Annotated in this window: 23 protein-coding genes; 7 read left to right on the top strand and 16 right to left on the bottom strand. The window is 73.2% G+C overall.

Translation table 11 applies throughout. The features are described 5' to 3' along the window. Positions 1 to 34: 34 nt before the first annotated feature. The gene (locus tag CHR28_RS15665) at positions 35 to 829 is read left to right on the top strand and encodes a metal-dependent hydrolase (protein WP_094054249.1); all 795 of its coding nucleotides are present in this window, start codon (positions 35 to 37) and stop codon (positions 827 to 829) included. A 46-nt stretch (positions 830 to 875) separates the two neighbouring features. Here CHR28_RS15665 and CHR28_RS15660 read toward each other — a convergent pair whose 3' ends face one another. The 4 genes from CHR28_RS15660 to CHR28_RS15645 all read right to left on the bottom strand — a co-directional run bounded on the left by CHR28_RS15660 (position 876) and on the right by CHR28_RS15645 (position 5483). Next, positions 876 to 1121 (bottom strand): type B 50S ribosomal protein L31, encoded by a 246-nt coding sequence (locus tag CHR28_RS15660; protein ID WP_030835231.1) that lies wholly within the window; start codon positions 1119 to 1121, stop codon positions 876 to 878. Positions 1122 to 1234: 113 nt separating this feature from the next. Continuing rightward, positions 1235 to 1705 carry a DUF5709 domain-containing protein gene (locus tag CHR28_RS15655; RefSeq protein WP_094054248.1) on the bottom strand — a complete coding sequence of 157 codons (471 nt, stop codon included), beginning with the start codon at positions 1703 to 1705 and terminating at the stop codon, positions 1235 to 1237. 194 nt (positions 1706 to 1899) lie between these two features. Next, a complete protein-coding gene (locus CHR28_RS15650; protein WP_094054247.1) occupies positions 1900 to 3681 on the bottom strand; it encodes an ABC transporter ATP-binding protein in 1782 nt (593 codons plus the stop codon). Then, positions 3678 to 5483, bottom strand: a complete 1806-nt coding sequence (locus CHR28_RS15645) for an ABC transporter transmembrane domain-containing protein (protein WP_094054246.1) — start codon at positions 5481 to 5483, stop codon at positions 3678 to 3680. The genes CHR28_RS15650 and CHR28_RS15645 overlap by 4 nt, the downstream gene beginning before the upstream one ends. Positions 5484 to 5716: 233 nt before the next feature. Between CHR28_RS15645 and CHR28_RS15640 the strand changes: the two genes are divergently transcribed. Beyond that, positions 5717 to 7300: a peptide-N4-asparagine amidase gene (locus CHR28_RS15640; RefSeq protein WP_179272457.1), complete on the top strand. Its 1584-nt coding sequence runs from the start codon at positions 5717 to 5719 to the stop codon at positions 7298 to 7300. Positions 7301 to 7422: 122 nt separating this feature from the next. On the opposite strand, the gene CHR28_RS15635 is transcribed toward CHR28_RS15640, so the two are convergent. After that, a complete protein-coding gene (locus tag CHR28_RS15635) occupies positions 7423 to 7872 on the bottom strand; it encodes a MarR family winged helix-turn-helix transcriptional regulator (RefSeq protein ID WP_094054244.1) in 450 nt (149 codons plus the stop codon). Between the two features lie 127 nt (positions 7873 to 7999). Here CHR28_RS15635 and CHR28_RS15630 point away from each other — a divergent pair, with 127 nt between their 5' ends. Together CHR28_RS15630 and mltG are read left to right on the top strand one after the other, a co-directional pair. Then, positions 8000 to 9802: an ABC transporter ATP-binding protein gene (locus CHR28_RS15630; protein WP_094054243.1), complete on the top strand. Its 1803-nt coding sequence runs from the start codon at positions 8000 to 8002 to the stop codon at positions 9800 to 9802. A 43-nt stretch (positions 9803 to 9845) separates the two neighbouring features. Further along, positions 9846 to 10688 (top strand): endolytic transglycosylase MltG, encoded by an 843-nt coding sequence (mltG, locus tag CHR28_RS15625; RefSeq protein WP_094054242.1) that lies wholly within the window; start codon positions 9846 to 9848, stop codon positions 10686 to 10688. Positions 10689 to 10752: 64 nt separating this feature from the next. On the opposite strand, the gene CHR28_RS15620 is transcribed toward mltG, so the two are convergent. From CHR28_RS15620 to CHR28_RS38980, 5 genes are all read right to left on the bottom strand, one after another. After that, on the bottom strand, positions 10753 to 11829 hold the full coding sequence (locus tag CHR28_RS15620; protein ID WP_094054241.1) for an NAD(P)-binding domain-containing protein: 1077 nt from the start codon (positions 11827 to 11829) through the stop codon (positions 10753 to 10755). A 39-nt stretch (positions 11830 to 11868) separates the two neighbouring features. Beyond that, complete coding sequence (locus CHR28_RS15615) at positions 11869 to 12897, bottom strand: ABC transporter substrate-binding protein (RefSeq protein ID WP_094054240.1); 1029 nt, start codon at positions 12895 to 12897, stop codon at positions 11869 to 11871. 73 nt (positions 12898 to 12970) lie between these two features. Next, the gene (locus CHR28_RS15610) at positions 12971 to 13711 is read right to left on the bottom strand and encodes an ABC transporter ATP-binding protein (RefSeq protein ID WP_094054239.1); all 741 of its coding nucleotides are present in this window, start codon (positions 13709 to 13711) and stop codon (positions 12971 to 12973) included. Beyond that, positions 13684 to 14553 (bottom strand): ABC transporter permease, encoded by an 870-nt coding sequence (locus tag CHR28_RS15605; RefSeq protein WP_094054238.1) that lies wholly within the window; start codon positions 14551 to 14553, stop codon positions 13684 to 13686. The genes CHR28_RS15610 and CHR28_RS15605 overlap by 28 nt, the downstream gene beginning before the upstream one ends. Before the next feature lie 147 nt (positions 14554 to 14700). Further along, entirely contained in the window at positions 14701 to 14784 is an 84-nt protein-coding gene (locus CHR28_RS38980; RefSeq protein ID WP_313884353.1) for a putative leader peptide, read from the bottom strand. Between the two features lie 123 nt (positions 14785 to 14907). On the opposite strand from CHR28_RS38980, the gene CHR28_RS15600 reads away from it, so the two are divergent. After that, positions 14908 to 15330, top strand: a complete 423-nt coding sequence (locus CHR28_RS15600; protein WP_094054396.1) for a YjbQ family protein — start codon at positions 14908 to 14910, stop codon at positions 15328 to 15330. A 295-nt stretch (positions 15331 to 15625) separates the two neighbouring features. Continuing rightward, entirely contained in the window at positions 15626 to 17038 is a 1413-nt protein-coding gene (locus tag CHR28_RS15595; protein WP_094054237.1) for a cytochrome P450, read from the top strand. A gap of 260 nt (positions 17039 to 17298) precedes the next feature. On the opposite strand, the gene CHR28_RS15590 is transcribed toward CHR28_RS15595, so the two are convergent. Then, positions 17299 to 17904 (bottom strand): response regulator transcription factor, encoded by a 606-nt coding sequence (locus CHR28_RS15590; RefSeq protein WP_256984267.1) that lies wholly within the window; start codon positions 17902 to 17904, stop codon positions 17299 to 17301. Positions 17905 to 18105: 201 nt separating this feature from the next. On the opposite strand from CHR28_RS15590, the gene CHR28_RS15585 reads away from it, so the two are divergent. Beyond that, the gene (locus CHR28_RS15585; protein ID WP_094054236.1) at positions 18106 to 19587 is read left to right on the top strand and encodes an MFS transporter; all 1482 of its coding nucleotides are present in this window, start codon (positions 18106 to 18108) and stop codon (positions 19585 to 19587) included. A gap of 42 nt (positions 19588 to 19629) precedes the next feature. Here CHR28_RS15585 and CHR28_RS15580 read toward each other — a convergent pair whose 3' ends face one another. From CHR28_RS15580 to CHR28_RS15560, 5 genes are all read right to left on the bottom strand, one after another. Continuing rightward, positions 19630 to 22527 (bottom strand): ATP-binding protein, encoded by a 2898-nt coding sequence (locus CHR28_RS15580; RefSeq protein ID WP_094054235.1) that lies wholly within the window; start codon positions 22525 to 22527, stop codon positions 19630 to 19632. A 220-nt stretch (positions 22528 to 22747) separates the two neighbouring features. Continuing rightward, positions 22748 to 23755: a (-)-alpha-amorphene synthase gene (locus CHR28_RS15575; RefSeq protein ID WP_094054234.1), complete on the bottom strand. Its 1008-nt coding sequence runs from the start codon at positions 23753 to 23755 to the stop codon at positions 22748 to 22750. Then, positions 23739 to 25223: a cytochrome P450 gene (locus CHR28_RS15570; RefSeq protein ID WP_094054233.1), complete on the bottom strand. Its 1485-nt coding sequence runs from the start codon at positions 25221 to 25223 to the stop codon at positions 23739 to 23741. Before CHR28_RS15570 ends, CHR28_RS15575 begins: the two co-directional genes overlap by 17 nt. Positions 25224 to 25468: 245 nt before the next feature. Then, entirely contained in the window at positions 25469 to 26041 is a 573-nt protein-coding gene (locus tag CHR28_RS15565) for a GNAT family N-acetyltransferase (protein WP_094054232.1), read from the bottom strand. 129 nt (positions 26042 to 26170) lie between these two features. After that, positions 26171 to 26581 carry a DUF779 domain-containing protein gene (locus CHR28_RS15560; protein ID WP_094054231.1) on the bottom strand — a complete coding sequence of 137 codons (411 nt, stop codon included), beginning with the start codon at positions 26579 to 26581 and terminating at the stop codon, positions 26171 to 26173. Between the last annotated feature and the right edge of the window lie 29 nt (positions 26582 to 26610).

Genomic DNA, 26610 nt, shown 5'->3' with positions numbered 1-26610 from the left:
CAGCGGCACACGAGGAATGGGGCGGGCTACGGCCATGATGGGACCAGCACACTCACTGTCGGGCGCCGCCGCCTGGCTCGGCGTCGGTGCGGCCGCGGCCGCCGCCGGGCAGCCGATGCCCTGGCCGGTCCTCCTCGTCGGCGCTCTGATCTGCGCCGGAGCCGCCCTCGCCCCGGACCTGGACCACAAGGCGGCCACCATCTCCCGGTCCTTCGGACCGCTGTCGCGCTGGCTGTGCGAGATCGTCGACAAGCTGTCGTACGCCGTCTACAAGGCCACGAAGAAGCAGGGCGACCCGCGCCGCTCCGGCGGGCACCGCACGCTCACGCACACCTGGCTGTGGGCGGTGCTGATCGGCGCGGGCACCTCGGTCGTGGCGATCACCAGTGACCGCTGGGGTGTGCTCGCGATCCTCTTCGTGCACCTGGTCCTGGCCATCGAGGGCCTGCTGTGGCGGGCGACCCGCGGCTCCAGCGCCGACGTCCTGGTGTGGCTGCTGGCCGCGACCACGGCGTGGATCCTGGCGGGCATGCTGGACAAACCGGGCAACGGCGCGGACTGGCTGTTCACGGCGCCGGGCCAGGAGTACCTGTGGCTGGGGCTGCCGGTCGTGCTGGGCGCGATCGTGCACGACATCGGGGACGCGCTGACGGTCTCCGGCTGCCCGATCCTGTGGCCCATCCCGGTCGGGCGCAAGCGCTGGTACCCGGTCGGGCCGCCGAAGTTCATGCGGTTCCGAGCGGGCAGCTGGGTCGAGCTCAGGGTGCTGATGCCGGCGTTCATGCTGCTCGGCGGGGTGGGCTGCGCGGTGGCGCTCAACGTCATCTGACCCCGGTAACGTCATCCGCCCCCGGGCGCCCACCGGCCTGCGGCGCTCACCCGCCCCCGTACCGCCGTTCGAAGGCCGCGACCCGGCCCTCCGAGTCCACCGTGCGGGCCTTGCCCGTGTAGAAGGGGTGGCTCTCCGAGGAGATCTCCACGTCGACGACCGGGTAGGTCTCGCCGTCGTCCCACTCGATGGTCTGCTCGCTGGTCGCGGTGGACCGGGTGAGGAAGGCGTAACCGGCGGCGCGGTCGCGGAAGACGACGGGGTGGTAGTCGGGGTGCTTGTCCTGCTGCATGGATGCTCCTCGGGCGACTCGGGTCCGTTCTGCGATCAGCCGGTGCGGTCGGCCTGTGCGATCAGCGTGTGCGGTAGGCGGGCGGTCGGCGGGTGCGGGTCAGCTGGGTGCGGTCAGCCGGGCAGGGTGTCCTCGTCGACGATGTGCACCGCCGCCTCCTCGGCCGACGCCGCGGCGCCGTCGATGCCCACGTCCGTGGCGACCAGCGCGGACTCCTCGTCCTCGTGGGCACCCTCGTCGGGGGCGACCAGGCGGCCGGAGCGGGCGGCGCCGACCTCGTTGTCCAGGAGTTCCCCGTCGCTGCCCGCGCAGTCCCCGAGCCCGTCGCCGTCCTGGGCGACGGCTTCCGGCAGCTCCTCGGCGAGCCGCTGGTCCAGCGTCTCGCCCCGCTGCCGCTCGGCCGCCGTCACCCCGAGGTGCTCGACGGCCCACGGCCGCTCCGGCGGGGACCAGCCCCGGTCCAGGGGATCGTCGACACCGTCGTACTCCAGCGTGTCCTCGGCGTCGAGCAGCCCCGTGTCCTCCCTCTGCTCGTCTTGGTCCGGCTGGTAGACGTCGTCTCCCCAGCCGTCGGAGCTGTTCACGGGTACCTCCAGGGGGTGGGGACGGGCCCGTCTCACCGGGCCCGCGCCGGGCCGCCGCCGCACGGCACTGGCGCCGCCCGGAACCACTGTCCTTGGGCGTTCCCCGAGCCGGTGCCTGCTTCCAGCCTTCCACCGAGCCTCGGGACCGCGCAACGCCACGGTCCCACCGGAGCCCGCCCCGCCCCCCGGCCCGCTCAGCCGTGCCAGGACCTCCACAGGGCCGCGTACGCCCCGTCCGCCGCGACCAGCTCCTCGTGACTGCCCAGCTCGCTGATCCGCCCGTTCTCGACCACCGCGATGACGTCGGCGTCGTGCGCGGTGTGCAGCCGGTGCGCGATGGCGACCACCGTGCGGCCGTCGAGGACCCGGGCCAGGGAGCGCTCCAGGTGGCGGGCCGCGCGCGGGTCGAGCAGGGAGGTCGCCTCGTCCAGGACCAGCGTGTGCGGGTCGGCCAGCACCAGGCGGGCCAGGGCGATCTGCTGCGCCTGCGCCGGGGTGAGCGCCAGGCCGCCCGAGCCGACCTCGGTGTCCAGGCCGTCGTCGAGCGCCCGGGCCCAGCCGTCCGCGTCGACCGCGCCCAGCGCCGCCCACAGCTCGGCGTCGACCGCGCCGGTCCGGGCGAGCCGGAGGTTGTCGCGCAGGGAGCCGACGAAGACGTGGTGCTCCTGGTTGACCAGGGCCACGTGCGCGCGGACCCGCTCGGCGGGCATCCGGGACAGCTCGGCGTCGCCCAGCGTGATCCGGCCGTCGCGGGGCGCGTAGATCCCGGCGAGCAGCCGGCCCAGCGTGGACTTGCCCGCACCGGAGGGGCCGACCAGGGCCAGCCGGGTGCCGGGCGCGACCTCCAGGGACACCTTGCGCAGCACGTCCACGCCCTCCAGGTAGCCGAAGTGCACCCGGTCGGCGTGCACATGACGTCCCTCGGGCACCACCGCCGCGTCCCCGGCGTCCGGCTCGATGTCCCGGACCCCGACGAGCCGGGCCAGTGACACCTGTGCCACCTGCAGCTCGTCGTACCAGCGCAGGATCATGCCGACCGGGTCGACCAGCATCTGCGCGATCAGCGCGCCGGTGGTGAGCTGGCCGACGTCGATCCAGCCGTGCAGGGCGAACACACCGCCGATGATCAGCACCGAGGCCAGCACGGTCACATGGGTGACGTTGACGACCGGGAAGAGCACCGACCGCAGCCAGAGCGTGTAGCGCTCCCAGGCCGTCCACTCCCTGATCCGCTGCTCCGACAGCGCGACCCGGCGCTCGCCCAGGCGGTGCGCCTCCACGGTCCGGCCCGCGTCCACGGTCTCGGCGAGCGCGGCGGCCACCGCGGCGTACCCGGCGGCCTCCGAACGGTAGGCGGCCGGTGCCCGCCGGAAGTACCAGCGGCAGCCGACGATCAGCAGCGGCAGCGCGAGCAGCACGGCGAGCGCCAGCGGCGGTGCCGTGACGACCAGTCCGCCCATCAGCAGGACCACCCACACCACACCGATCGACAGCTGCGGCACGGCCTCGCGCATCGCGTTGGCCAGCCGGTCGATGTCCGTGGTGATGCGGGACAGCAGGTCGCCGGTCCCGGCCCGTTCCAGCACGCCCGGCGGCAGCCCGACCGACCGCACGAGGAAGTCCTCGCGCAGATCGGCCAGCATCCGCTCGCCCAGCATCGCGCCGCGCAGCCGCACCTGACGGACGAACACGGCCTGCACGGCCAGCGCCGCCACGAACAACCCGGCGGTGAGCTCGAGCCGCAGCTCGGCGGCCCCGTCGGAGACCCGCTCCACCAGACCGCCCAGCAGCCACGGACCGGCCATCGAGGCGATGACGGCCGCCGTGTTGACGGCGATCAGCAGCAGGAACGCGCGGCGGTGCCGCCGCAGCAGTTCGGCCACGTACGCGCGGACGGTCGCCGGGGCCCCGACGGGCAGGGTGCTCGCCGTCGTCGGGGCCGCCGGGTCGTACGCCGGGGGCGCGACGCCGATCATGCCTTCTCCTCGATCTCTTCCAGTTCCTGCAGTACGTCCGTCAGGGCGACGGAACCGACCGGGGCGGCCTCGTCGTCCGTCTCGCGGGTGACCACGGCCCGGTAGCGGGGCTCGCTGTGCACCAGCTCCCGGTGGGCGCCCACCGCCACGACCTCGTCCCCGTGCAGGAACGCCACCCGGTCGGCGCGGTCCAGCAGCAGCGGGGAGGAGGTGAACACCACGGTCGTGCGCCCGGCACGCAACTCCCGTACGCCCTGGGCGATCCGTGCCTCGGTGTGCGAGTCGACGGCCGAGGTCGGCTCGTCCAGGACGAGCACCTCCGGGTCGGTGATCAGCGACCGGGCGAGCGCGAGCCGCTGCCGCTGGCCGCCGGACAGGGACCGGCCGCGTTCGGTGATGCGCGCGTCCATGGGGTCGGCCGCGTCCAGCGAGCCCTGCACCAGTGCCGCCAGCACGTCGTCGCACTGGGCGGCGGCCAGCGCGGCCTCCGCCGAGACGCCGCCCGAGGCGGGCACGTCCAGCAGCTCGCGCAGCATGCCCGACAGCAGCACCGGGTCCTTGTCCTGGACGAGGACGGCCGTGCGGGCGCTGTCCAGCGGGAGGTCGTCCAGCGGGACCCCGCCCAGCAGCACCGCGACGCCCTCCTGCGACGGGTGTCCGCCCAGCCGTTCGGCCAGCCGGCCCGCCGCGTCCGGGTCGCCGCACACCACGGCGGTCAGGAGACCGGCCGGCGCGAGCAGTCCGGTCCGCGGGTCGTACAGGTCGCCCGAGGGGACCTCGGCGGCGCGCGATCCGGCGGTGTCCGTGGCCCGCTCCAGTGACAGCACGCCCGCGGCCCGCTTGGCGGAGGGCCGGGAGAAGGAGTACGCCATGGCGATCTCCTCGAAGTGCCGCAGGGGGTAGGTGAGGACCATCACCGAGCTGTAGACGGTGACCAGTTCACCGACGGTGATCCGGCCCTCGCGGGCCAGTCCGACCCCGTGCCAGACGACCGCGATGAGCAGCAGTCCGGGCAGCAGGACCTGGATCGCCGAGATCAGGGACCACATCCGGGCGCTGCGCACGGCCGCGTGGCGGACCTCCTGGGAGGCGCGGCGGTAGCGGTCGAGGAACAGTTCCTCCCCGCCGATGCCGCGCAGCACGCGCAGGCCGGCCACGGTGTCCGAGGCGAGTTCGGTGGCGCGTCCGGCCTTCTCGCGCTGGACGTCGGCGCGCCGGGTGGCGCGGGGCAGCAGCGGCAGCACGGCGAGCGCCAGCGCGGGCAGGCCCACGGCGACGACCACGCCGAGCGCCGGCTGGTAGACCAGCAGGCCGGCGCAGACCAGCACGATGGTGACGAGGGCCGCGGTGAACCGGGACAGGGCCTCGACGAACCAGCCGATCTTCTCCACGTCGCCGGTGGACACGGCGACGACCTCGCCGGCGGCGACGCGCCGGGTCAGTGCCGAGCCCAGCCCGGCGGCCTTGCGGGCGAGGAGCTGCTGCACGCGGGCGGCCGCGGTGATCCAGTTGGTGATGGCGGTGCGGTGCAGGAAGGTGTCGCCGACCGCGTTGCCGACGCAGGCCAGCGCCAGCAGGCCGCCCGCCAGGGCCAGGCGCGAGCCGGAGCGGTCGACGACGGCCTGCACGGCGACACCGACGCAGAACGGCAGGGCGGCGACGGAGGCGAAGTGCAGCAGCCCCCAGGCGAGCGACTTGAGCTGACCGCCCAGCTGATTGCGGAAGAGCCACCACAGGAATCGGGGCCCCGAACGCGCGTCGGGCACACCTGGGTCGGGATACGGAAGGTCTTGAATCTGCATGACGTCCCAGTGGCTCGTGTCAGGGGATGGGGGGAGGGGGAGCGGGCAGGGCAGCCGCCACGGCGGGAGCGGGCCGCGGGCAGCAAACCGTGACAGGTTCGCTTCGCCGCGTGGTCGGAGGCAACAGGTTTTCCGCCCACCGAACGGAACCGGCCGACACGGGTGGGGACAGGGCTGCGCGGCGGGCCGGTGCGCATTGCGCGGGCGGGCCGACTCCCCGTAGAACACCGGCCATGAAGAGACGGATCGTCATGTCCATGCTTGCCGGGGCGACCCTCCTGGTGAGCACCCTCCTCGGGACCGGTCCCGCCCACGCGGCCGACGTCCCCGCCGAGTTCGCCACCGACTGGCACGACCCCGTCACGGCCGCCCCGCCCGTCGAGAGGCCGTCCGGGAAGTCCTGCGACGTCACCCTCGCGCGGGCGCAGTTCCGCGACTTCACCCCCTACCGCGGCACCTACACCCCGCCCGAGGACTGCGGCGACCGCTGGAGCAAGGTGGTGCTGCGGCTCGACGGCAAGGTGAAGGGGCGTCAGTACGACCGGCTCGGCTACCTCCACGTCGGCGGCGTCGAGATCTTCCGCACCTCGACACCACAGCCCTCACCCGACGGCATCACGTGGTCGGTGGAGAAGGACGTCACGCGCTACGCCGACACCTTCCGCAGCGGCCAGGACGTCGAGATGCTCATCGGGAACGTCGTCGACGACACCTACACCGGCGTGCTCGACGTCGAGGTCACGCTGACCTTCCACCCGGGCCGCCCCGACCCCGCGCTCCCCGACCGGGTCCTCACCCTCGACCAGGGCACCACCCTCACCACCCCGCGCAACAGCGAGCGTGTCGTCGCCGAGGTGTACGCGACCGGTTCCGGCGGCGGCTGCGAGGAGTACTGGTACCTGACCGTGCCCGACCCGGCGCCCTACTCATGCAAGGCCGCCCGCGGCCCCTACCGCGAGGTGCAGATCCGCGTCGACGGCCGGCTCGCGGGCATCGCCACACCGTTCCCGACCGTGTGGACCGGCGGTTGGTCCAACCCGTTCCTGTGGTACGTCGTCCCCGGCCCGCGCGCCTTCGACATCAAGCCGATCACCTACGACCTCACCCCGTTCGCCGGGCTCCTCAACGACGGCCGCCCGCACCGCGTCGAGGTCGCGGTGACCGGCGTGCCCGAGGGACAGCCCGGCTGGAGCACCCCCGTGAACGTCCTGGTCTGGCAGGACGAGCGGCGCGCGCGGGTCACCGGGAAGCTCACCGCGCACCGGGAGAGCGACCCGACCGGCTCCTCCACCCACACGCCCGGCACGGAACACCGGGTGGACACCGACGCCGCCCACCGCCTCACCGTCGCGGGATACGTCGACACCTCGCACGGCCGCGTCCACACCACCGTCGGCCGCTCCCTCGCCCACACCTCCGTGCACCGCTGGACCGACGGCGAGACGAGCGACGGTCTCGAAGCCACCTGGACCGACCGCGAGTCGGTGACCGTGGACGGCCGTACCACGCGCACGCACCGCACCTACACGATGGACGGCACGACCACCCTCGGCGCGGGCGACCGGCTGCGCACGGTCCTGACCCTCGGCGACCGCGCCACGACCGTCGAGACACACGGCGCCCGGCGCACCGCCTGGTCGCGGCTCGACGACACCTACACGGGCGACGCGACCTACACGGCGAACGTGCCCCGGGACCAGCGGCACGCGGTCGGGACCACGAGCGAGCGCTACCGGCTGTACGGCTCGCACGGCTGCCACGACCGCACCCTGACCACCGTGCAGGGCGTCCTCACGGAGGACCGCAGCCGCTGCTGACGACAGGCGGGCCGTACCCGTGACGCGGGCCGTGTGAGCTGCTGTCACATGACCGGAAAGGGCCGTGGCCGCCGCTTCTCGTGCAGGAGCGGCGGCCACGGCCCGCGGTACGTCCCGGGTCGTCAGCAGGAGCGCACCGGTGTCCCGTCGATCAGGGTGTCCAGCAGCCCGCCGAGCGACTCCCGCTGTTCCTCCGTCAGCGGCGCGAGGATCTCCTCCGCCGCCGACCGGCGCGCCGCCCGCAGCTCGCGCAGCGCGGCCCGCCCGTCGTCCGTGAGCTCGATGCGGATCACCCGGCGGTTCGCCGGATCCGGGACCCGGCGCACCTTGCCGCTCGCCTCCAGCCCGTCGACCAGCGTCGTCACGGCCCGCGGCACCACCTCCAGGCGCTCGGCCAGGTCGGCCATGCGGGGCGGCGAACCCCAGTGCGCGAGGGTGCGCAGCAGCCGGGACTGGGCCGGGGTGATGCCGAGGTCGCGCTGCTCCAGATGACGCTTCTGGATGCGGTGCACCCGGCGGGTGAGCCGCAGCAGCTGCTCGGCGAGCAGGCCGTCGGAATCGGGCGTGGTCATGCGGGAACAATATCAGGATGACGTTCATTGTGAGTATAGGTAACAATGAGCTGTGATCCGATCCGCCCGGGCGCCGGGGCCGCACCCGTGGCGGCGCCGCCCGGCCCGACCGTCCCCGAAGGAGCCCATGCATCCCGACCGCGAAGCCCCCTGGACCCCACCGGCCGGCGCCGAGGAACAGCCCCGGCAGGTCCGCCGCATCCTGCGGCTGTTCCGCCCCTACCGGGGCCGGCTCGCCGTCGTCGGCCTGCTGGTCGGCGCCGCGTCGCTGGTCTCGGTCGCCACGCCCTTCCTGCTGAAGGAGATCCTCGACGTCGCCATCCCCGAGGGGCGCACGGGCCTGCTCAGCCTGCTCGCCCTCGGCATGATCCTCAGCGCCGTCCTCACGAGCGTCTTCGGCGTCCTGCAGACCCTCATCTCCACCACGGTCGGCCAGCGCGTCATGCACGACCTGCGCACCGCGGTCTACGGCCGCCTGCAGCGCATGTCCCTGGCGTTCTTCACGCGCACCCGCACCGGCGAGGTGCAGTCCCGCATCGCCAACGACATCGGCGGCATGCAGGCCACCGTCACCTCCACCGCGACGTCCCTGGTCTCGAACCTGACCAGCGTCGTCGCCACGATCGTCGCCATGATCGCCCTCGACTGGCGCCTGACCGTCGTCTCCCTGCTGCTGCTCCCGGTGTTCGTGTGGATCAGCCGCCGCGTCGGCGACGAACGCCGCAAGATCACCACCCGGCGCCAGAAGCAGATGGCCGTCATGGCCGCCACCGTCACCGAGTCGCTCTCCGTCAGCGGCATCCTCCTCGGCCGCACGATGGGCCGCTCCGACTCCCTGACGAAGTCCTTCGCCGACGAGTCCGAGGAACTGGTCGACCTGGAGGTGCGGTCCAACATGGCCGGCCGGTGGCGCATGGCCGTCATCACGATCGTCATGGCCGCCCTGCCCGCCGTCATCTACTGGACCGCCGGCATGGCCCTCCAACTGGGCGGCCCCGCGGTCTCCATCGGCACGATCGTCGCCTTCGTCTCGCTCCAGCAGGGCCTGTTCCGGCCCGCCGTGAGCCTGTTGTCGACCGGTGTGCAGATCCAGACCTCGCTCGCCCTCTTCCAGCGCATCTTCGAGTACCTCGACCTGCCGATCGACATCACCGAACGCCCGGACCCGGTCCACCTCGACCGGATCAAGGGCGAGGTCCGCTTCGAGCACGTCTCCTTCGGCTACGACGGCCAGCGCGGCCCCGTCCTCGACGACATCGACCTCACGGTCCCGGCGGGCGGCAGCCTCGCCGTCGTCGGCCCGACCGGCGCCGGCAAGTCCACGCTCGGCCACCTGGTGCCCCGGCTCTACGACGTCACCGGCGGCCGGGTCACGCTCGACGGGGTCGACGTGCGCGACCTCGACTTCGACACCCTGGCCCGCGCGGTCGGCGTCGTCTCGCAGGAGACCTACCTCTTCCACGCCTCGGTCGCCGACAACCTGCGCTTCGCCAAGCCCGACGCCACCGACGAGGAGCTGCACCGGGCGGCGAAGGCGGCGCAGATCCACGACCACATCGCGTCCCTGCCCGACGGGTACGACACCGTCGTCGGCGAGCGCGGCCACCGCTTCTCCGGTGGTGAGAAGCAGCGCCTGGCCATCGCCCGCACGATCCTGCGCGACCCGCCGGTCCTCGTCCTCGACGAGGCCACCAGCGCGCTGGACACCCGCACCGAGGCCGCCGTCCAGGACGCCATCGACGCCCTGTCGGCGAACCGCACCACGATCACCATCGCCCACCGGCTCTCCACCGTCCGCGGCGCCGACCAGATCGTCGTCCTCGACGCGGGCCGGGCCGTCGAGCGCGGCACGCACGAGGAACTGCTGCGGCACGGCGGCCGGTACGCGGCCCTCGTACGCCGGGACGCCCAACTGGAGCCGACAAGATGAAAATATGCCGGGTTTGTGACGATATGCGGGTTACCGTGCCCGCATGCAGAAGAACACTCCGCCACGGAGCACGATTCGACTGACGCGCCGGGGCCGTATCGCCCTCGTCGTGACCGGGGCCGTCGTGGTCGGTACCGCCGTGGCGGTGCCGCTGCTCACCCTGGCGCCCGAGGAGGACAGCCGGCCCACCACCCTGGTGATCCCCGAGGGCTGGCGCGCGAGCCAGGTCTACGCCGCCGTCGACAAGGCCCTCGCCCTGCCCGCCGGCAGCACGAAGAAGTCCCTCGCGAAGGCGATGCTGAAACTGCCCAACGACGCCGAGGGCAACCCCGAGGGGTACCTCTTCCCGGCGACCTATCCGCTCCCGGAGAAAGCCAGGCCGGAGAAGCTCCTGCAGCTCATGGTCGACACCGCCAACGAGAAGTTCAACGGCGCCCCCATCACCGCCGGCGCGCAGCGCAACGCCATGAACGTCTACCAGGCCGTCACCATCGCCAGCATCGTCCAGGCGGAGGCCGCCAACCGCACCGACATGGGCAAGGTCGCCCGGGTGATCTTCAACCGCCTGGAACGCGGCATGCCCCTGCAGATGGACTCGACCCTCAACTACGCCCTGAACCGTTCCACCCTGCGCACCACCGCGAGCGACACCCGGATCGACAGCCCCTACAACTCGTACCAGCGCATGGGCCTGCCGCCCACGCCCATCGACAACCCCGGCGAGGACGCCGTGCGCGCGGCCGTCAACCCGCCGCCGGGCGACTGGCTGTACTTCGTCACGGTCCGCCCGGGCGACACCCGCTTCACCGCCGACTACCGTCAGCACACGCGCAACGTGGCGGAGTTCAACGCCCACCGCGCCAAGAGCGCCGAGGCGCGCCCCTGAGGGCACGGCGGACCTCCGGTCCGGCCACGGCCGGCGCGCCCTGCGCCGCGGCCGGCGCGCGTACCTACGCCGCGGCCGGCTCCCGCTCCAGCAGCCGCCGGATGTCGCGCACCGCCGCCCGGCCCGCGCGGTTCGCGCCGATCGTGCTGGCCGAGGGGCCGTAGCCGACGAGGTGGACCCGGGGGTCGGCGGCCGCGCGCGTCCCCTCCATGCGGATGCCGCCGCCGGGACCGCGCAGCCGCAGCGGAGCCAGATGGTCGATGGCGGGGCGGAAGCCGGTGGCCCACAGGATGACGTCGGCGTCGACCCGTCGCCCGTCGTCCCACGCGACCCCGTCAGGGGTGATCCGGTCGAACATCGGCTGCCGGTCCAGCACCCCGTCCTCGATGCCCTGCCGGATCGCGTCGTTCAGCGGCAGCCCCGTCACCGAGACCACGCTGCGGGGCGGGAGCCCCTGCCGCACCCGCTCCTCGACGAGCGCGACGGCGGCCCGGCCCGCGTTCTCGTCGAACGGCCCCTCCCGGAAGACGGGCGGGCGCCGCGTCACCCACGTGGTGGCCGCGGCGTACGAGGCGATCTCCAGCAGGTGCTGCGTGCCCGAGGCGCCGCCGCCCACCACGACGACCCGCTGCCCGGCGAACTCCCGCGGTCCGGGGTACTGCGCGGTGTGCATCTGCCGCCCCCGGAACGTCTCCTGGCCCGGGTAACGCGGCCAGAACGGCCGGTCCCAGGTGCCCGTCGCGTTGATCAGCGCCCGGGCCGACCACACCCCGTCCGAGGTCTCCACCCGCAGCCGCCCGCCGGTGCCCTCGCGCACCGCCCGGACGTCGACCGGCCGCCGCACCCGCAGGCCGAAGGTCCGCTCGTACCGGTCGAAGTACGCGCTGATCACCTCGGCCGAGGGCCGTGCCGGGTCCGCGTCCGTGAGCTCCATCCCCGGCAGTGCGTGCATCCCGTGCACCTTGCCGTAGGTCAGCGACGGCCAGCGGAACTGCCAGGCGCCGCCGGGGCCGGGGGAGTGGTCCAGCACGACGAAGTCGCGCTCCGGCTCGAAACCGGATCGCCGCAGGTGATAGGCGGCGGCCAGACCGGCCTGACCCGCGCCGACAACGACCACCTCGACCTCGCGTGTGTTGTTCACGCTTCTACCAACGGTGCGACGGCCGTGGATCTTCCCGCGCTACGAGCCCTCCGAGGGCCGGGCCGCCGAGGTCGACGGCGGCAGGTCGCCGTTGAACCGGGTGTCGGTGAACGCGGCGAAGTCGACCTTGCGCGGGATGAGCTTCAGCGCCGTGAACGTGTCGGCGATCTCCTGCTCGGAGGCGATCAGCGGCTCGTCGACCGCCACGGCGACACGGGTGGTGTACGTCCGCTTCACCGCCGCCAGCGCCACGTCCTCGGGCAGCCCGGTCTCCTTCGCCCAGACCCTCGCCCACTCCTCCTCGTGGTCGTAGACCCAGGTGTAGGCGCGCCGCAGCCGCTCCAGGTAGTCCTCGACGGCGGCCGCCTTCTTCTCGTCCTTCAGCGCGGCCGGTGCGGCGACCTGGAAGGTGTGGCCGTTGGTCACCCCGTCGCCGTCGGTCAGTATCCGGCCCTGCCCGCCCTTGAGGACCTGCGAGGTGTACGGGTCCCACACCGCCCACGCGTCGACCTTGCCGGCGGTGAACGCGGCGAGCGCGTCGGCCGGCTGGAGGTACTTCACCTTGACGTCGCTCAGCTTCAGCCCGGCCTTCTTCAGTGACGCCACCAGCTGGAAGTGCGCGGAGGAGCCCTGGGCGACGGCGACCGAGCGGCCCCTCAGCTGCTCGGGACGCTTCAGGGGCGAGTCGTCCGGGACGAGGACGGCGTCGCCCTTGGAGGTGCCGTGCCAGGCCGCCACCACCTTGATCTTCGAGCCCGCCCCGGCCGCGAAGACCGGCGGGGTGTTGCCCACGCCGCCGATGTCGACGGCTCCCGCGTTGACGGCCTCCAGCAGGGGCGGACCGGAGGTGAACGTCGACCACTTGATCTTGTAGTCGAGGTCCTCCAGTTCCCCGGCGGCCCGCAGGATGGCCTCCGAGCCGCCCTTCTGGTCGCCGACGTCGATCGTCACCGAGCCCCGGCCGTCGGTGCCGCCCTCCGAGGTGCTCGCGGCCGAGTTCCCGCCGCAGGCGGTGAGCAGCAGGGCCAGGGGCAGGAGCAGGGCGGCGGGGATGAGACGTCGTCGCATGACGGTTCCGTTCGTGTGGGTCGTACGGCAGGGACGTACGAGCGGGTCCTACGGGTCGTTCGCGGGGGGTGGTTCAGGCGGCGTCGGCGGCCGTCGCCTCGACACCGAGGCGTTCGAGCAGACCGGCGCGCAGCGCGGCGAAGCGCGGGTCGGTGATGTCGCGGGGCCGGTCGAGGTCGACGCGCTGCTCGTGCGCGATCACTCCGCCGTCCATCACCAGGACCCGGTCGGCGAGCAGCACGGCCTCCTCGACGTCATGGGTGACGAGCAGGACCGCGCAGCCCCGGCGCTGCCACAGCTCGCCGACCAGCCGCTGCGCCTTGAGGCGGGTGAGCGCGTCGAGCGCGCCGAACGGCTCGTCCAGCAGCAGCAGATCGGGCTCGCGCACCAACGCCCGTGCGAGGGAGGCGCGTTGGGCCTCACCGCCGGACAGGGTCTTGGGCCAGGCGGTGGAGCGGTGGCCGAGGCCCACCTCGTGCAGGGCCCGCTCGGCGACGGCGCGTTCGGGCCGGCCGGGCAGGCCGAGCACGACGTTGCGCCACACCTTCTTCCACGGCATCAGCCGCGGCGACTGGAAGGCGACGGCCTTGCGGCGCGGCACCAGCACGGTGCCCTCGATCTCGCGGTCGAGCCCGGCGAGGATGCGCAGCAGCGTCGACTTGCCGCAGCCGCTGCGGCCGAGCAGGGCCACGAACTCGCCCGGCCGGACGTCCAGGCGCAGATCGTCGATGACGGCGCGTCCGTCGAAGGAGCGGGTGAGCCCCTGGACATGGACCGCCTGCGGGGTCACCGGCCGGTGAACGTCGGTCGCCATTGCAGCAGCAGCCTTTCGAGGGAGCGGACGATGAAGTCGGCCAGCAGGCCGAGGAAGGCGTAGACGACGAGGCAGACCACGATCACGTCGGTCCGCAGGAAGTCCCGCGCCTGCACCATGAGGAACCCGATGCCGGAGTCGGCGTTCACCTGCTCGGCGAAGACCAGCGCGAGCCAGGCGATGCCGAGCGAGTAGCGCAGCCCGGTCATCGCGCCGGGCAGCGCGCCCGGCAGGACGACGTGCCGCACGAGCCCCCGGCGGGACAGTCCCAGCGATTCCCCGGCCTCGATCAGCTGGGCGTCCACGCCCCGGATCCCGGCGTAGACGTTGAGGTAGAGCGGGAAGGTCACGCCGAGGGTGATGATGGCGACCTTGGGGGCCTCGCCGATGCCGAACCAGATGATGAACAGCGGGACGAGACCCACGAACGGCACGGTCCGCAGCATCTGCACCGGCGCGTCCACGAGGTCCTCGCCGATCCGGAACAGCCCCGACAGCAGGGCGAGTCCCGTCCCCACGACGAGGCCGAGCAGCAGCCCGGCGGCGACCCGCTGCAGCGAGGTGCCCATGGCCGCGGGCAGCGAGCCGTCGGCCACCATGTCCCCGGCGACCCGCGCGATCCGGCCCGGCGAGGCCAGGATGTCCGAGGCCAGCACACCGGTGCTGCTGAGGAGTTGCCAGAGCGCCAGCAGCAGGACGGGACCGCTGGTGCGGCGCAGCCAGCGGGGCACCCGGGTGCGGCGCGAGGAAGCGGGGACCAGGGGCTGAAGTTCGGGACCGGAGCCCTCTGCGGGGGATACGGCGGGTTTCGAGGGCGTGGGCGGGGCATGGCTGATGCTCATGAGGGCTCCACGGGAGGAGAGCGGGGGCCGAGACGAGGGCACGCCCTGCTCGCGCGGCACACCGACGCGACCGGGATCAGCGGCGGTCGGCGGGCAGGCGCGACGAAGGCGAGGAAAGAAGGGTGGGGAAGGTGAGGGAAGAGGGCGTCAGCGGCCGCGGCGACACGCGGCGGAGGCCACCCGCAGCAGGTCGATGTGACCGCGCGTGGTGAGCAGGGCTGAACGCAACATGCCGCAGAACCTAGTCAGCCGGCATGCGCACGGTCAACGGGCGTCTCGTCCAGTGGACTCCGGTACCGGAACACGGCCGGGCGGGTCCGGGGGAATCCCGCCGGGTGCGTCAGGATGGAGGACATGCCAGATGCGTTCACCACCCGAGTTCTGAATGTCACCACCGGATCCGCGGAGAGGGTCGTCGACATCACCGGCGACTGCGAGTCCTTCCTGCGCGAGGCGGCCGCAGGCCGCGACGGTCTGCTCAACGTCTTCGTGCCGCACGCGACGGCCGGCGTCGCGGTGCTGGAGACCGGCGCCGGCAGCGACGACGACCTGCTGGCCGCGCTGCACACGCTGCTGCCCGCCGACGACCGCTGGCAGCACCGGCACGGCAGCCCCGGCCACGGCCGCGACCACGTCCTGCCGGCGCTCGTCCCGCCGCACGCGACCCTGCCGGTCCTCGGCGGGCGGCTGGAGCTCGGGACCTGGCAGTCGGTGTGCCTGGTCGACACCAACCGCGACAACCCGGACCGCACGGTGCGGCTGAGCTTCCTGGGGTGAGCTTCCCCGGCTGAGCTCCTGGGGTGAGCTTCCTGGGCCGAGCGCCGTCCGTGACGTGTGACGCCGCGGTGCCCCTCCAGGGCTGGCCGCACCACCCCCGCCAAGGGGAAAGGCCCTGGTGACGCCCTATAGGCACCGCCAACTCGGGTGCCCTGCGCCCCGATTGGGACGCCGGCCCGGCCGCCCGCCACCCCCCGTCGTTACCCGCGGGTTGCCTCTGGGGTAGGGTCCCCACCGTTTCCGGCTACCGACTGATGGTGTGCCGGTACAGGGCGTGTCGGAGGGTGGCAAGACGATGGACTCCCAGTGGTACGACGGCGGATCCGTGGACCTTCAGGACACGGGGCTGGAGACGCTGAGTCCCGAACCGCTGCTGACCCGGGACTACGAGACGCGTCCCTCCCTCGTGTACGAGCGGCTGCGCCGGCAGCACGGCCCCGTGGCCCCCGTCGACCTGCTGGGTGTGCCCGCCTGGCTCGTCCTCGGCTACCGCGAGGCGCTCCAGGTGCTCCAGGACGACGAGGGCTGGCCCAAGGGGCTGGAGAACTGGCGGGCCCGTTCCGAGGGCCGGGTGCCCTCCGACTGGCCGCTCGGCCCCTCCCTGGAGGTCAACCACATCCTGATCCAGGGCGGCCCCGGCTACCGGCCGCTGCGCACCGCCTGGGACGCCGCCCTCAAGCCCTTCCAGGACCCGCGCCACGCGCAGGCCAAGCGTCTGAAGTCCGCCGTCACCGCCTACGCCGACGAACTGATCACCCTGATCGGGCAGGGCGGGACGACCGGCGTGGCCGACCTGTCCGCGCAGTTCTCCCGCCCGCTGCCGCTGATGGTGGCCAGCCACCTGCTCGGCTTCCCCGGCTCCCAGGGCGACGACGCGCTGATGGACATGTGGCGCGTGCTCGACGCGGGCCCGGACGCCGAGGCCGCGCTGGAGCGGCTGCTGGCGACGCTGGCCGAACTGGCCGCGCAGAAGCTTCAGAAGCCCGGCGACGACTTCCCCTCCCACCTGCTGGCCGCCCACCCGGACCTGTCGCTCGACCACCTGGCCCGCGAGCTGTTCATGCTGCTCGGCATGACCTCCGACCACGTCGGCATCCTCATCTCCAACACCGTCGTGGAGGTCGTCTCGGGCGAGAGCAGCGTGCGCGCCAGCCTGTCCGCCGGCATGGTCAGGGAGACCATGAACCGGGTCGTCATGCGCAAGCCGCCGCTGGTCAACTTCGTCCCGCGCTTCGCGGCCCGGGACACCCCGCTCGGCAACTACACGATCCGGGCCGGCGACCCGGTGTGGGTCTCCTCGGCCGCCGCGCACGCCGATCCGCTCTTCGCCGACCACGTCGCCTCCGGCACCGCCATCAGCACCCGGGCGCACCTGTCCTGGGGAGCCGGTCCGCGCCAGTGCCCGGCCCGCGAACTCGCCTCGACGGTCGCGGCGGTGGCAGCGGGGCGCGTCTTCGAGCGGTTCGACCACCTCGACCTGGCCCTGCCCGCCGACCAACTCCCTTGGCGGTCCTCCCCGTTCATGCGCGGCCTGCGCTCGCTGCCCGTGCGCTACGAGCTCGCCGCGACGCCCGCGCGACGAGCCGGGACGGTGGACGACCCGGCCCCCGAGGTGGCGCGGGAAGTCCTGCCCGACCCGTCCGCCCGGCAGCGCTCCTCACTGTGGCGCTATCTCACGGGCTTGATCCGCGGCGGCTCACGGGCCTGATCCGCGCGACGGCTCACGAGCTTGATCCGCGGCTGGCGCCGGGCCGAACGCCCATCCCGTCCCGACGTTCCTCCCGGGTCCGCGCGTACGGTCTCACGCCGTACACATGACGAACGGCGCTGGTCCGCGGCCCCCGGGCTCTGAGATGCTCGTACCGGATCCCGGGACAGGGCGTGAGGGCCCACGGAGGCCGGGCAGGTACAACCTCGATGACCTGCCCGGCCGTCCTCTGTCCGCAGGGCGCGGCGAGGCCCGGCTGCTCACACCCAGCCGGACTCGGTGGCGATCCTGACCGCGTCGATGCGGGTGCGTCCGCCGGTCTTGCGGCTGATCGCCGACAGATGGTTGCGGACCGTCGCCACGGACAGGCACAGCCGCTCGGCGATCTCCCGCGTGGGCGTGCCGTCGGCGGTCAGCCGCAGCACCTCCACCTCGCGGGGCGTGAGCGGGTTCGCTGCCGCGTCCAGCGCGGCCAGGGCGAACTCGGGATCGACGAACCGCTGCCCCCGCACCAGCTTGCGCACCCCGTGCACCAGCCGGTCCGGCGGCGCGTTCGTGCTGATGACACCGGCCGCGTGCAGATCCAGCATGCGACGCAGCCGCTCCGGCGTCGTGGAGGCCATCATCAGCAGCATCCGGCACTCCGGCAGCCGTTCCCGCAGCTCGCCGCGGACGGCGACCTCCTCGCCCGCCCGGGAGTCCACGTCGATCACGGCCACGTCGGGCCGGCACGCCAGGGCGCGCGCCACCACGTCACCGTCGCCGTCGGCCTCGGCGACGACCTCGATGTCGTCCTCGCGTGACAGCAGCGCGGCGAACGCTCCCCGCACGAGACGGGTGTGCTGGACGAGCAGAACGCGGATCACGATCGGATTATCACCGCCCGCCCGGACGACCGCCCTCCGGGCCGCGGGCACGACCGGCCCGCCGGACGGCACAGCACGGCACGAGTGGTGAGGTCCGGGAGGCGGGCGTACCGTCGAACGGTGGACACCGCAGGCAGCAGCCCGCAGCCGGCCGCACCACAGACGACCGCCACCGGGGAATCCGGTGGCGGCGGGAGCGCGATGGCGCTGTTCGTCATCGCCTCGTGCCAGTTGATGGTGGTCCTCGACATCACCATCGTGAACATCGCGCTCCCGCACATCCAGAGCTCGCTGGACTTCTCGACCACGAGCCTGTCCTGGGTGGTGAACGCCTACACGCTCACCTTCGGCGGACTGCTGCTGCTCGGCGGCCGGGCCGGCGACATCCTGGGCCGGCGGCGCGTGTTCATCTTCGGCGTGCTGCTCTTCGTGCTGGCCTCCCTGCTCGGCGGATTCGCCCAGAACTCCGGTCAACTCCTCGGCGCCCGTGCCCTGCAGGGCGTCGGCGGAGCCATCGCCTCCCCGACGTCCCTCGCCCTGATCAGTACGACCTTCCGCGAAGGGCCCGAACGCAACCGGGCCTTCGGGGTGTTCGCCGCGGTCTCGGCGGGCGGCGGCGCGATCGGCCTGCTCGCGGGCGGGATGCTGGTGGAGTGGCTGAACTGGCGGTGGGTGCTGTTCGTCAACGTGCCCATCGGCCTGCTCATCGTGCTCGCCACCCCCAAGTGGATCAGGGAGTCCGAACGCCACCCCGGGCGCTTCGACATCACCGGCGCGCTCACCTCCACCGCGGGCATGGTGCTGCTGGTCTACGGGTTCATCCGGGCCGCGCAGGACGGCTGGCGGGACGCGCTCACGCTGGCCTCGTTCGCCGGGGCGGTCGTCCTGCTCGTGGCGTTCATCCTGATCGAACGGCGCTCCAGACAGCCCATCACACCCCTGCACATGTTCGCCGACCGCAACCGCGCGGGCACCTACGGCATCATGCTGTGCCTCGCCGCCGCGATCTTCGGCATGTTCTTCTTCCTCACCCTCTTCGTGCAGAACGTGCTGGAGTTCAGCCCTCTGCAGGCGGGCCTCGCCTTCCTGCCGGTCAGCGCGGTCATCGCCATCGGCGCCGGCCTGGCCTCCCGCTTCCTGCCCGTCTACGGGCCCAAGCCCTTCATGGTGCTCGGCGCGATCCTGGCGGCGGCCGGACTGGCCTGGCTCACCCTGACCGACGTGCACTCCACCTACGCCGGCAGCGTCCTCGGGCCGATGCTCGTCTTCAGCCTCGGCATGGGCATGGAGTTCGTGTCGCTGACCCTCATGGCGCTCTCCAACGTGCCCACCCCGGAGACCGGCGCGGCCTCCGGCCTCCTCAACGCCACCCAGCAGGTCGGCGGCTCGCTCGGCCTGTCCATCCTGGTGACGATGTACGGCACGGCCAGCACCAACGAGGCGGACAAGCAGATCCCGGCCTTCCTGCAGCAGGCCACGCCGGTCGAGCGCCTGCGGTTCGAACGCACCGGGCAGGTGCCCAAACCGTGGTCGGACGAGATCCTCACCGCCGGCGTCTCGGCCGCCTTCATCATGGCGGCGATCTTCACCGCCGTCGCCGCGGTGATCGCCCTGCTCGTCATCCAGGTCCGCCCCTCCGACCTGGAACGCCTCAAGGGCGGGGCGGGCCCCGGCCCCATGTGAGACCACGCCGCCGCGCGATGGCGAGGAGCCGTGCCGGTCGGGTCAGCGCCCCGTGCGGGGGCCGGCGGCCAGGGCGTCGGCCAGGCCCGCCGCGTCCGTGCCGAGCTTGCGGAAGACGGAGGACAACTGCTGGCGGACGCCCTGTTCGGTGATCCGCAGGTCCTTGGCGACCACGGAGGCCGGGTGGCCCTGGACCGTCAGCTCGGCCGCCCGGCGCTCCTGGGCCGTCAGCATGTCCGTGTGGGCGTAGCGCAGGGGGAGCGGACGGAGCCCGGCGGCGGACAGCTCCCGCCTGGCCCGGGCGGCCAGCCCCTCGGCACCGCAGTGCACCGCGCCCTCCAGCCCCTGGTAGAGCCGGTCGGCGGCGTCGTGCAGACGGCCGTCCCGGGCCAGCGCGGCACCGTGGCCGACCTGGGCCCGGGCCAGCTCGTACGCGGCGGGGGAGCGCTGCAGATGGTCGACGGCCTGCGCGTGCAGTTCGAGCGCCGCCGCCCCGCCCGTCACCTCCGCCTGGGCGTGCAGCGCCTGGCCGATCGCCGAGGCCGCGCCGAAGTCCCGGGCCCGCTTCACGGCGTCCTGCGCGTGCTGCACGGCCCGGTCGGGAGCCCGGCGCGACAGGGCCTTCGCCAGACCCAGCTGCCACGGACACCAGGCGGGGTTGCGCCAGTCCCGGCCCTCCAGCCACTCGCCCACCTCCGACAGCAGGGCGGCGGCCTCGTCGGTCCGGCCCTCGGCCAGCAGCAGCTCGGCGTAGACGGTGCGCGGGTCGGGGTAGATGACGGCGTTCGGGATGACGTCCCCGTAGCGGTACCGGTCGGCGATCCGGCGGGCCGCCACCACCCGGCCGCGGGCCAGCAGGGTCTCGATGAGGATGCCGATGGCGAACCACTGGGCGGGCACGGCCCCTTCCACCCGGTCGGCGATGCCGAGCCCCTCCCGGACCAGGTTCTCGGCCTCGGCCAGACTGCCCCGCCGGTAGCGGATGTACGCGGACAGGGTCTGGCCCAGGGCCAGATGGGAGCCGCGCCAGCCCTTGGACGCGCACTCGGCCATGCCCTTCGCGAACAGCTCCTCGGCCCGGCGCGGCTGGTCGCAGTACATGAACACCAGGGCGACGGAGACCGGCACCTCGAAGCCGCGGTTCTCATCGGTCCAGCTCAGCCCGCCGTCCAGGGCCTTCTCGGCGTACGCCAGGGCCTGCTGCCGGGGCTCGCCGCACATCATGGCGTCCCAGGCGCGCAGCCCGAGGATGTAGCGCTCCTCCAGCCGGCGGCCGGTCAGACGGTCGGCCAGCCGGGCGAGCCTGCGCGAACGGCCGGCCGAGTCCTGCTCGTCGGTGCGGAACGCGCTCCAGACGAAGTGGTCGGCCTGCATCCGCAGCCGGATGCGGGGATGGCCGTGCGCCCGCCGCGCCTCGTCGGCGGCCACCGTCGCGGCCTCCGCCATCCGGTCCGTGTGGGCGAGCGCCTGCGTCAGCCGGTACACCATCGAGGCACGCAGTTCGGGATCGATGTCGCCCTCCGCCAGCGCCTCCCGCAGGTGCGCGACGGTCGCCGTGGGCTTGATGAGGAAGGTGGCGCAGGCCAGTTCGTGCAGCAGTGCGGCGCGCTCCTCGGGCAGGGGCGGCTCCTGCAGTGCGCGGTCCAGCAGCCGCCGGGCCGCCTCCGGGGCGCCGGAGTGCAGCGCCGCCCGCGCGGCCTGCCGCAGACAGGCCACGGCCTCGGGGTTGCCCTCGCAGGGAACCTCCAGCAGATGCCGGGCCGCCGCCACGGGTCCGAGTCCGGCCGCGCGGACCACCTCCGCGGCCGAGTTGTGCATGCCCTCCCGCAGACCCGTGCCGATGGCCTGGTAGATCGTGGTGGCGATGGTGGGGTGGACGAACTCCAGCCCGTCCCCTTCCCCGTCGGTGAGGATGCGGGCGGTGCGCAGCCGGTCCGCCGCCTCGGCCGCCGCCGTGCTGCCGATGGCCGCGATGCGGGCGGCCAGCTCCTGGGAGATGGCCTGGCCCAGCACGGCGGCCGCGTAGGCGAACCGGACGGTCGTGGTGCCGAAGCCGTGGAGGCGCTCGATCAGCCCCGGGCCCGTCACCGCGGCGGCCAGATCGCGCATGACGGCCAGGTCCTCGTTGGTGCCGCGCAGCCGGCGCTCGCCGAGCCTGATGGCGAGTTCGACGGCCTCGAACGGGCTGCCTCCGGTGACCTCCCAGCACTCCTCGCAGAACCCGTCCTCGGCCTGCTCGCCCACCTCGTCCCGGACGAGCCGCGCCACGGCCGTGGCACTGAGCGGCTCCAGGGCGAAGGGGCGGTGGCCCAGCTCGGCGGTGCCGAAGGAGTCGCCCGCGAGCGGCAGTTCTTCGGGCCGGTAGGCGACGACCATCAGCAGGGACAGGTCCGCGGTCCGCGGCGCGAACGACGCCAGCCACGTCAGGGACTCGACGTCGGCCCAGTGCAGATCGTCCAGGAGGAGGACCACGGGTGCCTTCTTGACCGCGAGGCGCGTCATCACCCAGTCCAGGCCGTCGCGCACCCCGGTCGGGTCCGGCGCGTGGCCGCCCGGGGCCGCCAGGCCGAGCGCGGCGGCGACGATGTCGTACCAGCCGCCCAGGAACGAGCGCAGCTCCGCCTCGTCCATGGCCGCCAGCGCGGGCTGCACCAGCTGGCGCACCACGTGGAACGCCAGCTCCTGTTCGTTCTCGCCGCCCCGCCCCGACAGCACCGTGAAGCCTTCGGCCCGGGCCCGGGCGCGGGCCTCGGTCAGCAGGGCCGTCTTGCCCATCCCGGCCGGTCCGGTGAAGGCCAGCAGTCCGCCACGGGGCGTCCGGGGCGCGCCGCCGGCACGGTCCCGCAGGGCAGCCAGCGCCGAGTCGAGGGCCTTCAGCTCCCTGCGGCGTTCGAGCAACGGCCGCGAGTCGGGCGGGGGTTGCCGCAGCTCATTCGCCATGTGCCGTACCGCTTCCTGTCGTCGGCCATCGGGAGGCAGCGCAGAGCGTACGCCTCCCGACAGGGCACCTGACCGGATTCCGGTACGAGCACGACGAGGAAGGGTGAATGACCTGCTGTCAGGGAGTGGAGTGCGGACCACGCGGGTAGCGTGGTCCGAATGTCCGCCTCGCGGCCGGGCCGGCACCTCGCCCCTCCGGCCGGGCCCGCGGCGGCCGTCCTCACCCCAGGGCCGCAGCCGTCCCCGCGTCCGCGTACCGGGGCACGGTGCGGGACCAGTAGTAACACCCGCGGATCCAGCCGGCCATGCCTTCCACGTAGCCGACGCCCGAAGGGCTCAACTCCGGCCGGATCTCCTCGTACAGCCTCTCGAACTCCCGGATCGTCCGGTTGATCCGCCGGATGGCCAGGGTGACCGCCACCGGCAGGGGGCAGTGGTGCGCCCGCTGGTAGGCGAGAGCCAGGTTGATCAGCTCGCCCGCCCGCTGTTCCTTGACCGCGGAGAAGAGGTCGGGGATCCACACCGCCGCGTCGGCCGACAGCCGGCTCAGATGCCGCATGAGCGGGTGGTACAGCTCCCCGTCGGTGAGCTCGCACGGCTGCGCCGCCTCGCACAGCGGGTGGAACGGCTCGACGCCCGCGGTGAGGGACCGTATCGAGGTGCAGATGCCGGACCGCACGGGCGAGGGATGGCTCTGGGCCACCGCTTCGTGGAGCAGGCCGTGCACGTACTCGCGGCTCTTGTCCGCCCAGCGCGCGGCCTGGGCGGGGGTGCACCGTTCGCGTACCTGCCGGTGGAGGTCCGCGAGCGCCGCTCCCAGCGGGGTGGCGGGCGCGGCGCCGTCCCGCAGGATCGCGACGCTCTCGCAGAGCATGGGCAGCAGGTCGCCCGGCCGGTGCCGCCCGACCTCCTCGGCGCGGTCGTCGAAGACGAACTGGTAGGCGATCTGCCGGGCGACGAGCCGGAGGATCCCCTCGTCGACGTCCGGGCTGTTGTAGGAGGCGAGTTCGGCGGGGCGGGTGAGGGAGATCATCGCCGCGACGCCGGGTTCGTCGCTGAGGCCGGTCGCGCGCAGCCAGTGGTCGACGTCGGCGGCGGCCGCGGCCTCGCGCGGATGGCGCCGGAACGGGAACGGCATGTGCAGCTGGGCGTCGATCAGCTCCACCAGGGTGGAGGCCGGCCGGCCGCTCTGCGCGACGGCCGGGACGTCCTCATGCGTGGTGGACATCCTGCTCACCGTCCCTCCGGGTCTCTCCCGCCGCCGAGGCGACGGCCGGGGCGGCCGGGGCGCCGGGTGCCAGGGCGGCGGCCCGTACGGCCGTACCGCCCGCTGCCCGGTCCCGCGGTGCGCAGATCATCGTCAGGGACCGCGGGCCCAGTGTCGCCCCGGGGCGCGGGGGAGCGACGGGCCCGGGCGGATGGCGCAGCCGCCAGCGGCCGGCGAGGGTCGCGAGGGCCACCGTCATCTCGGCCAGGGAGAACAGGTCGCCGATGCACTTGCGGCTGCCCGCGGCGAACGGGATCAGAGCCCCGTGCGGACCCGCCGCGGCCTCGCCCTCCAGCCAGCGCTCGGGCCGGAACCGCTCCGGCTCGGGGAACGACGTCGCGTCATGATGCAGCAGATAAGGGCTGTACAGGACGGTGGTCCCGCGCGGCAGACGGCGTCCGGCGAGCTCCGTGTCCCGGGTCGTGACGCGCGTGAAGAGCCAGCCGGGCGGTGAGTGACGCAGCGTCTCGGTGAGGACGGCCCGGGTGTAGACCAGGCGCGGCAGGTCACCGGCCTCCGGTAAGCGCCCGGCGAGGACGGAGTCCACCTCGGCGTGCAGCCGCCGCTCCGCCTCCGGGTGCCGGGCCAGCAGGGCGAAGGTGGAGGCGAGGCACATCGAAGGGCTCTCGGACCCGGTCAGCAGCAGTGACACCAACTGGTCGTGGATCTCCTGGTCGGTGACCGGCGTCTCCTCGCCGTCCCGGTCGGCGGCCGCGAGCAGGAGCCCCAGCAGATCCTCGCGGGCAGCCCCGCGGCGGCGCTGCGCGATCGCCGCGTCGACGAGCTCGTGGGTGCGCTGCACGGCCCGCCGGTAGCGGCGGTTGGCGGGGGTGGGAAGGCGGAACAGCGCGTCGACCGGGACGACCGTGCGGACGAACAGGCCGCGGACGATGACGGCGAGACAGCGCCGCACCTCGTCGGCGGCGGCCGGGCCGAGCGCGTCGGACAGCAGGACGCGGCTGATCAGCCGTGTCGTCAGGCCCAGCATCGCCGCGCTGACGTCGACCCGCTGCCCGTCCTGCCAGTCACGGCACAGCGACGCCGCCTCCTCGGCCATCAGGTCCGTGTGCCCGGCGACGGCGGCCGGACGGAAAGGGGGTTGCAGCAGCCGGCGCTGCCTGCGGTGCTCGGAGTGGGGGCAGGTGACGACGCCGCCGCCCATCAGGGCCCGCAGCCTCTCGTACTGCGGCCCGCCCTTGTCGAACGTGCGGCTGTCCCGGAGCATGCGGTGGACCAGCTCCGGGTGACACACCATCCACGCGCGCTGGGGGCCGAGGCGTATCCCGACCAGATCACCCTGCGCGGGAAGAGAATTCAGGAAATCCAGCGGCCGGCGGAACAAGGCGATACCGTGGCCGATGGATGGGAATATGCCTGGAGCAGTGCCAACTGTCCATGTGGGTGCCGGATTCGGAACGCGGCTGTTCATCGCATACCACCTGCTTCGGTCGGCCAGAAAATACGGTGCCGTTACACGTACATGGCACTTGCACCGTCTCCTGCCCAGTTCACGCGGGCCGCCGACTTGATGAACGGTTTCTCCAGGGGGGCGCACAGGTGCACGGAGAAGCGCTGAACGCATCACTTCCGAAGCACGCCACACCATCCGATCCCCTCCCACCACTCGAGAAACTCCATTCATCCCGGAGTTCCAGGTGTCCCGGTGTCTTTTCCCTAGGAAGGCTCAGGGCGTTCATTTATCCGCGGTCCCCGCGTCGGGTACCTCACGCCGAACCACTGCTCGGCGCCGAACTCCTCGAAGCGCTCCACCTCACGGAACCGCAGCTTGGCCGCGAGGCGCATCGAGGGGAGGTTGGCGGTCTGGGTGCACAGCACGACCGGCTCACCCGGCAGCGCGCCGGCACACCAGTCCAGCGCCGCCGCGCACGCCTCGGCGGCGTACCCGCGCCCCCAGGACCGCGGCAGGAACATGTAACCGAGCTCGGCCTCACCGCCCTGCGGGCTCAAGCGGCCCGGGCGATCCGCTTCGCGCCGCTTGATCGAGACCGTGCCGATCATCTCCCCGCCGAGATCGACCACGAAGACGCCGGGGCGCCGGCCGGGTATCTCCGGTACGAGGCGCTCGAGTTCGGCACGGGGCCGGGGGCCGCCGAGGTACGTCCCCACCTCGGGCGAGGCGAACAGCTCGATGAACGCCGCACGGTCGTGGGCCTCGGAGGCGCGGAGCACGAGCCGTTCGGTCCTGATCGGGTCAAGTGGCCAGGCGACGGGCCCGAGTCCGGTCATGACCGGCAACCTATCGCACGCCCGTGCCAGTGATCCGTGACCGTGATCAGGGGAGCGGACCTACAGGAGGTCCGCCTCGACAGGGCAGGCGCGCTTCTCCAGGGCCATAAACGGTTCTGCCCCGGTCGCCTACACCCCGTCCGCCACGTCCGCTCCCGTGGGCAGTGGCGGCTCCGCGTCCACTCGGCGTAGTTCCTCGTCCGTGAGGAGGCGGGAGCGGAGCAGGAAGCGGACGCCCTCCGGGGCCTCCAGGGAGAAGCCGCTGCCGCGGCCGGGGACGACGTCCACCGTGAGGTGGGTGTGCGACCAGTAGCGGTACTGGTCCGCGCTCATCCAGAACGGGACGTCCCCGGCGACGTGCCCCAGCAGGACGTCCGAGGCGCCGACCCGGAACTCGCCGCGCGGGTAGCACATCGGCGCGCTGCCGTCGCAGCAGCCGCCGGACTGGTGGAACATCACCGGGCCGTGCGCCCCGGTCAGCCGCCGCAGCAACTCCTCCGCCGCGGGCGTCAGTTCGACACGTGCCGTGCGCGTGGTCATGCGTTCCTCCAGTCCGGGCCGGCGACCGC

The sequence above is a fragment of the Streptomyces sp. XY006 genome, from assembly GCF_002237655.1.
In the GTDB taxonomy this organism is placed as follows: domain Bacteria; phylum Actinomycetota; class Actinomycetes; order Streptomycetales; family Streptomycetaceae; genus Streptomyces; species Streptomyces levis.
Note: the sequence above shows the minus strand (reverse complement) of the source record. Positions and strands in the feature narration are given on the sequence as shown.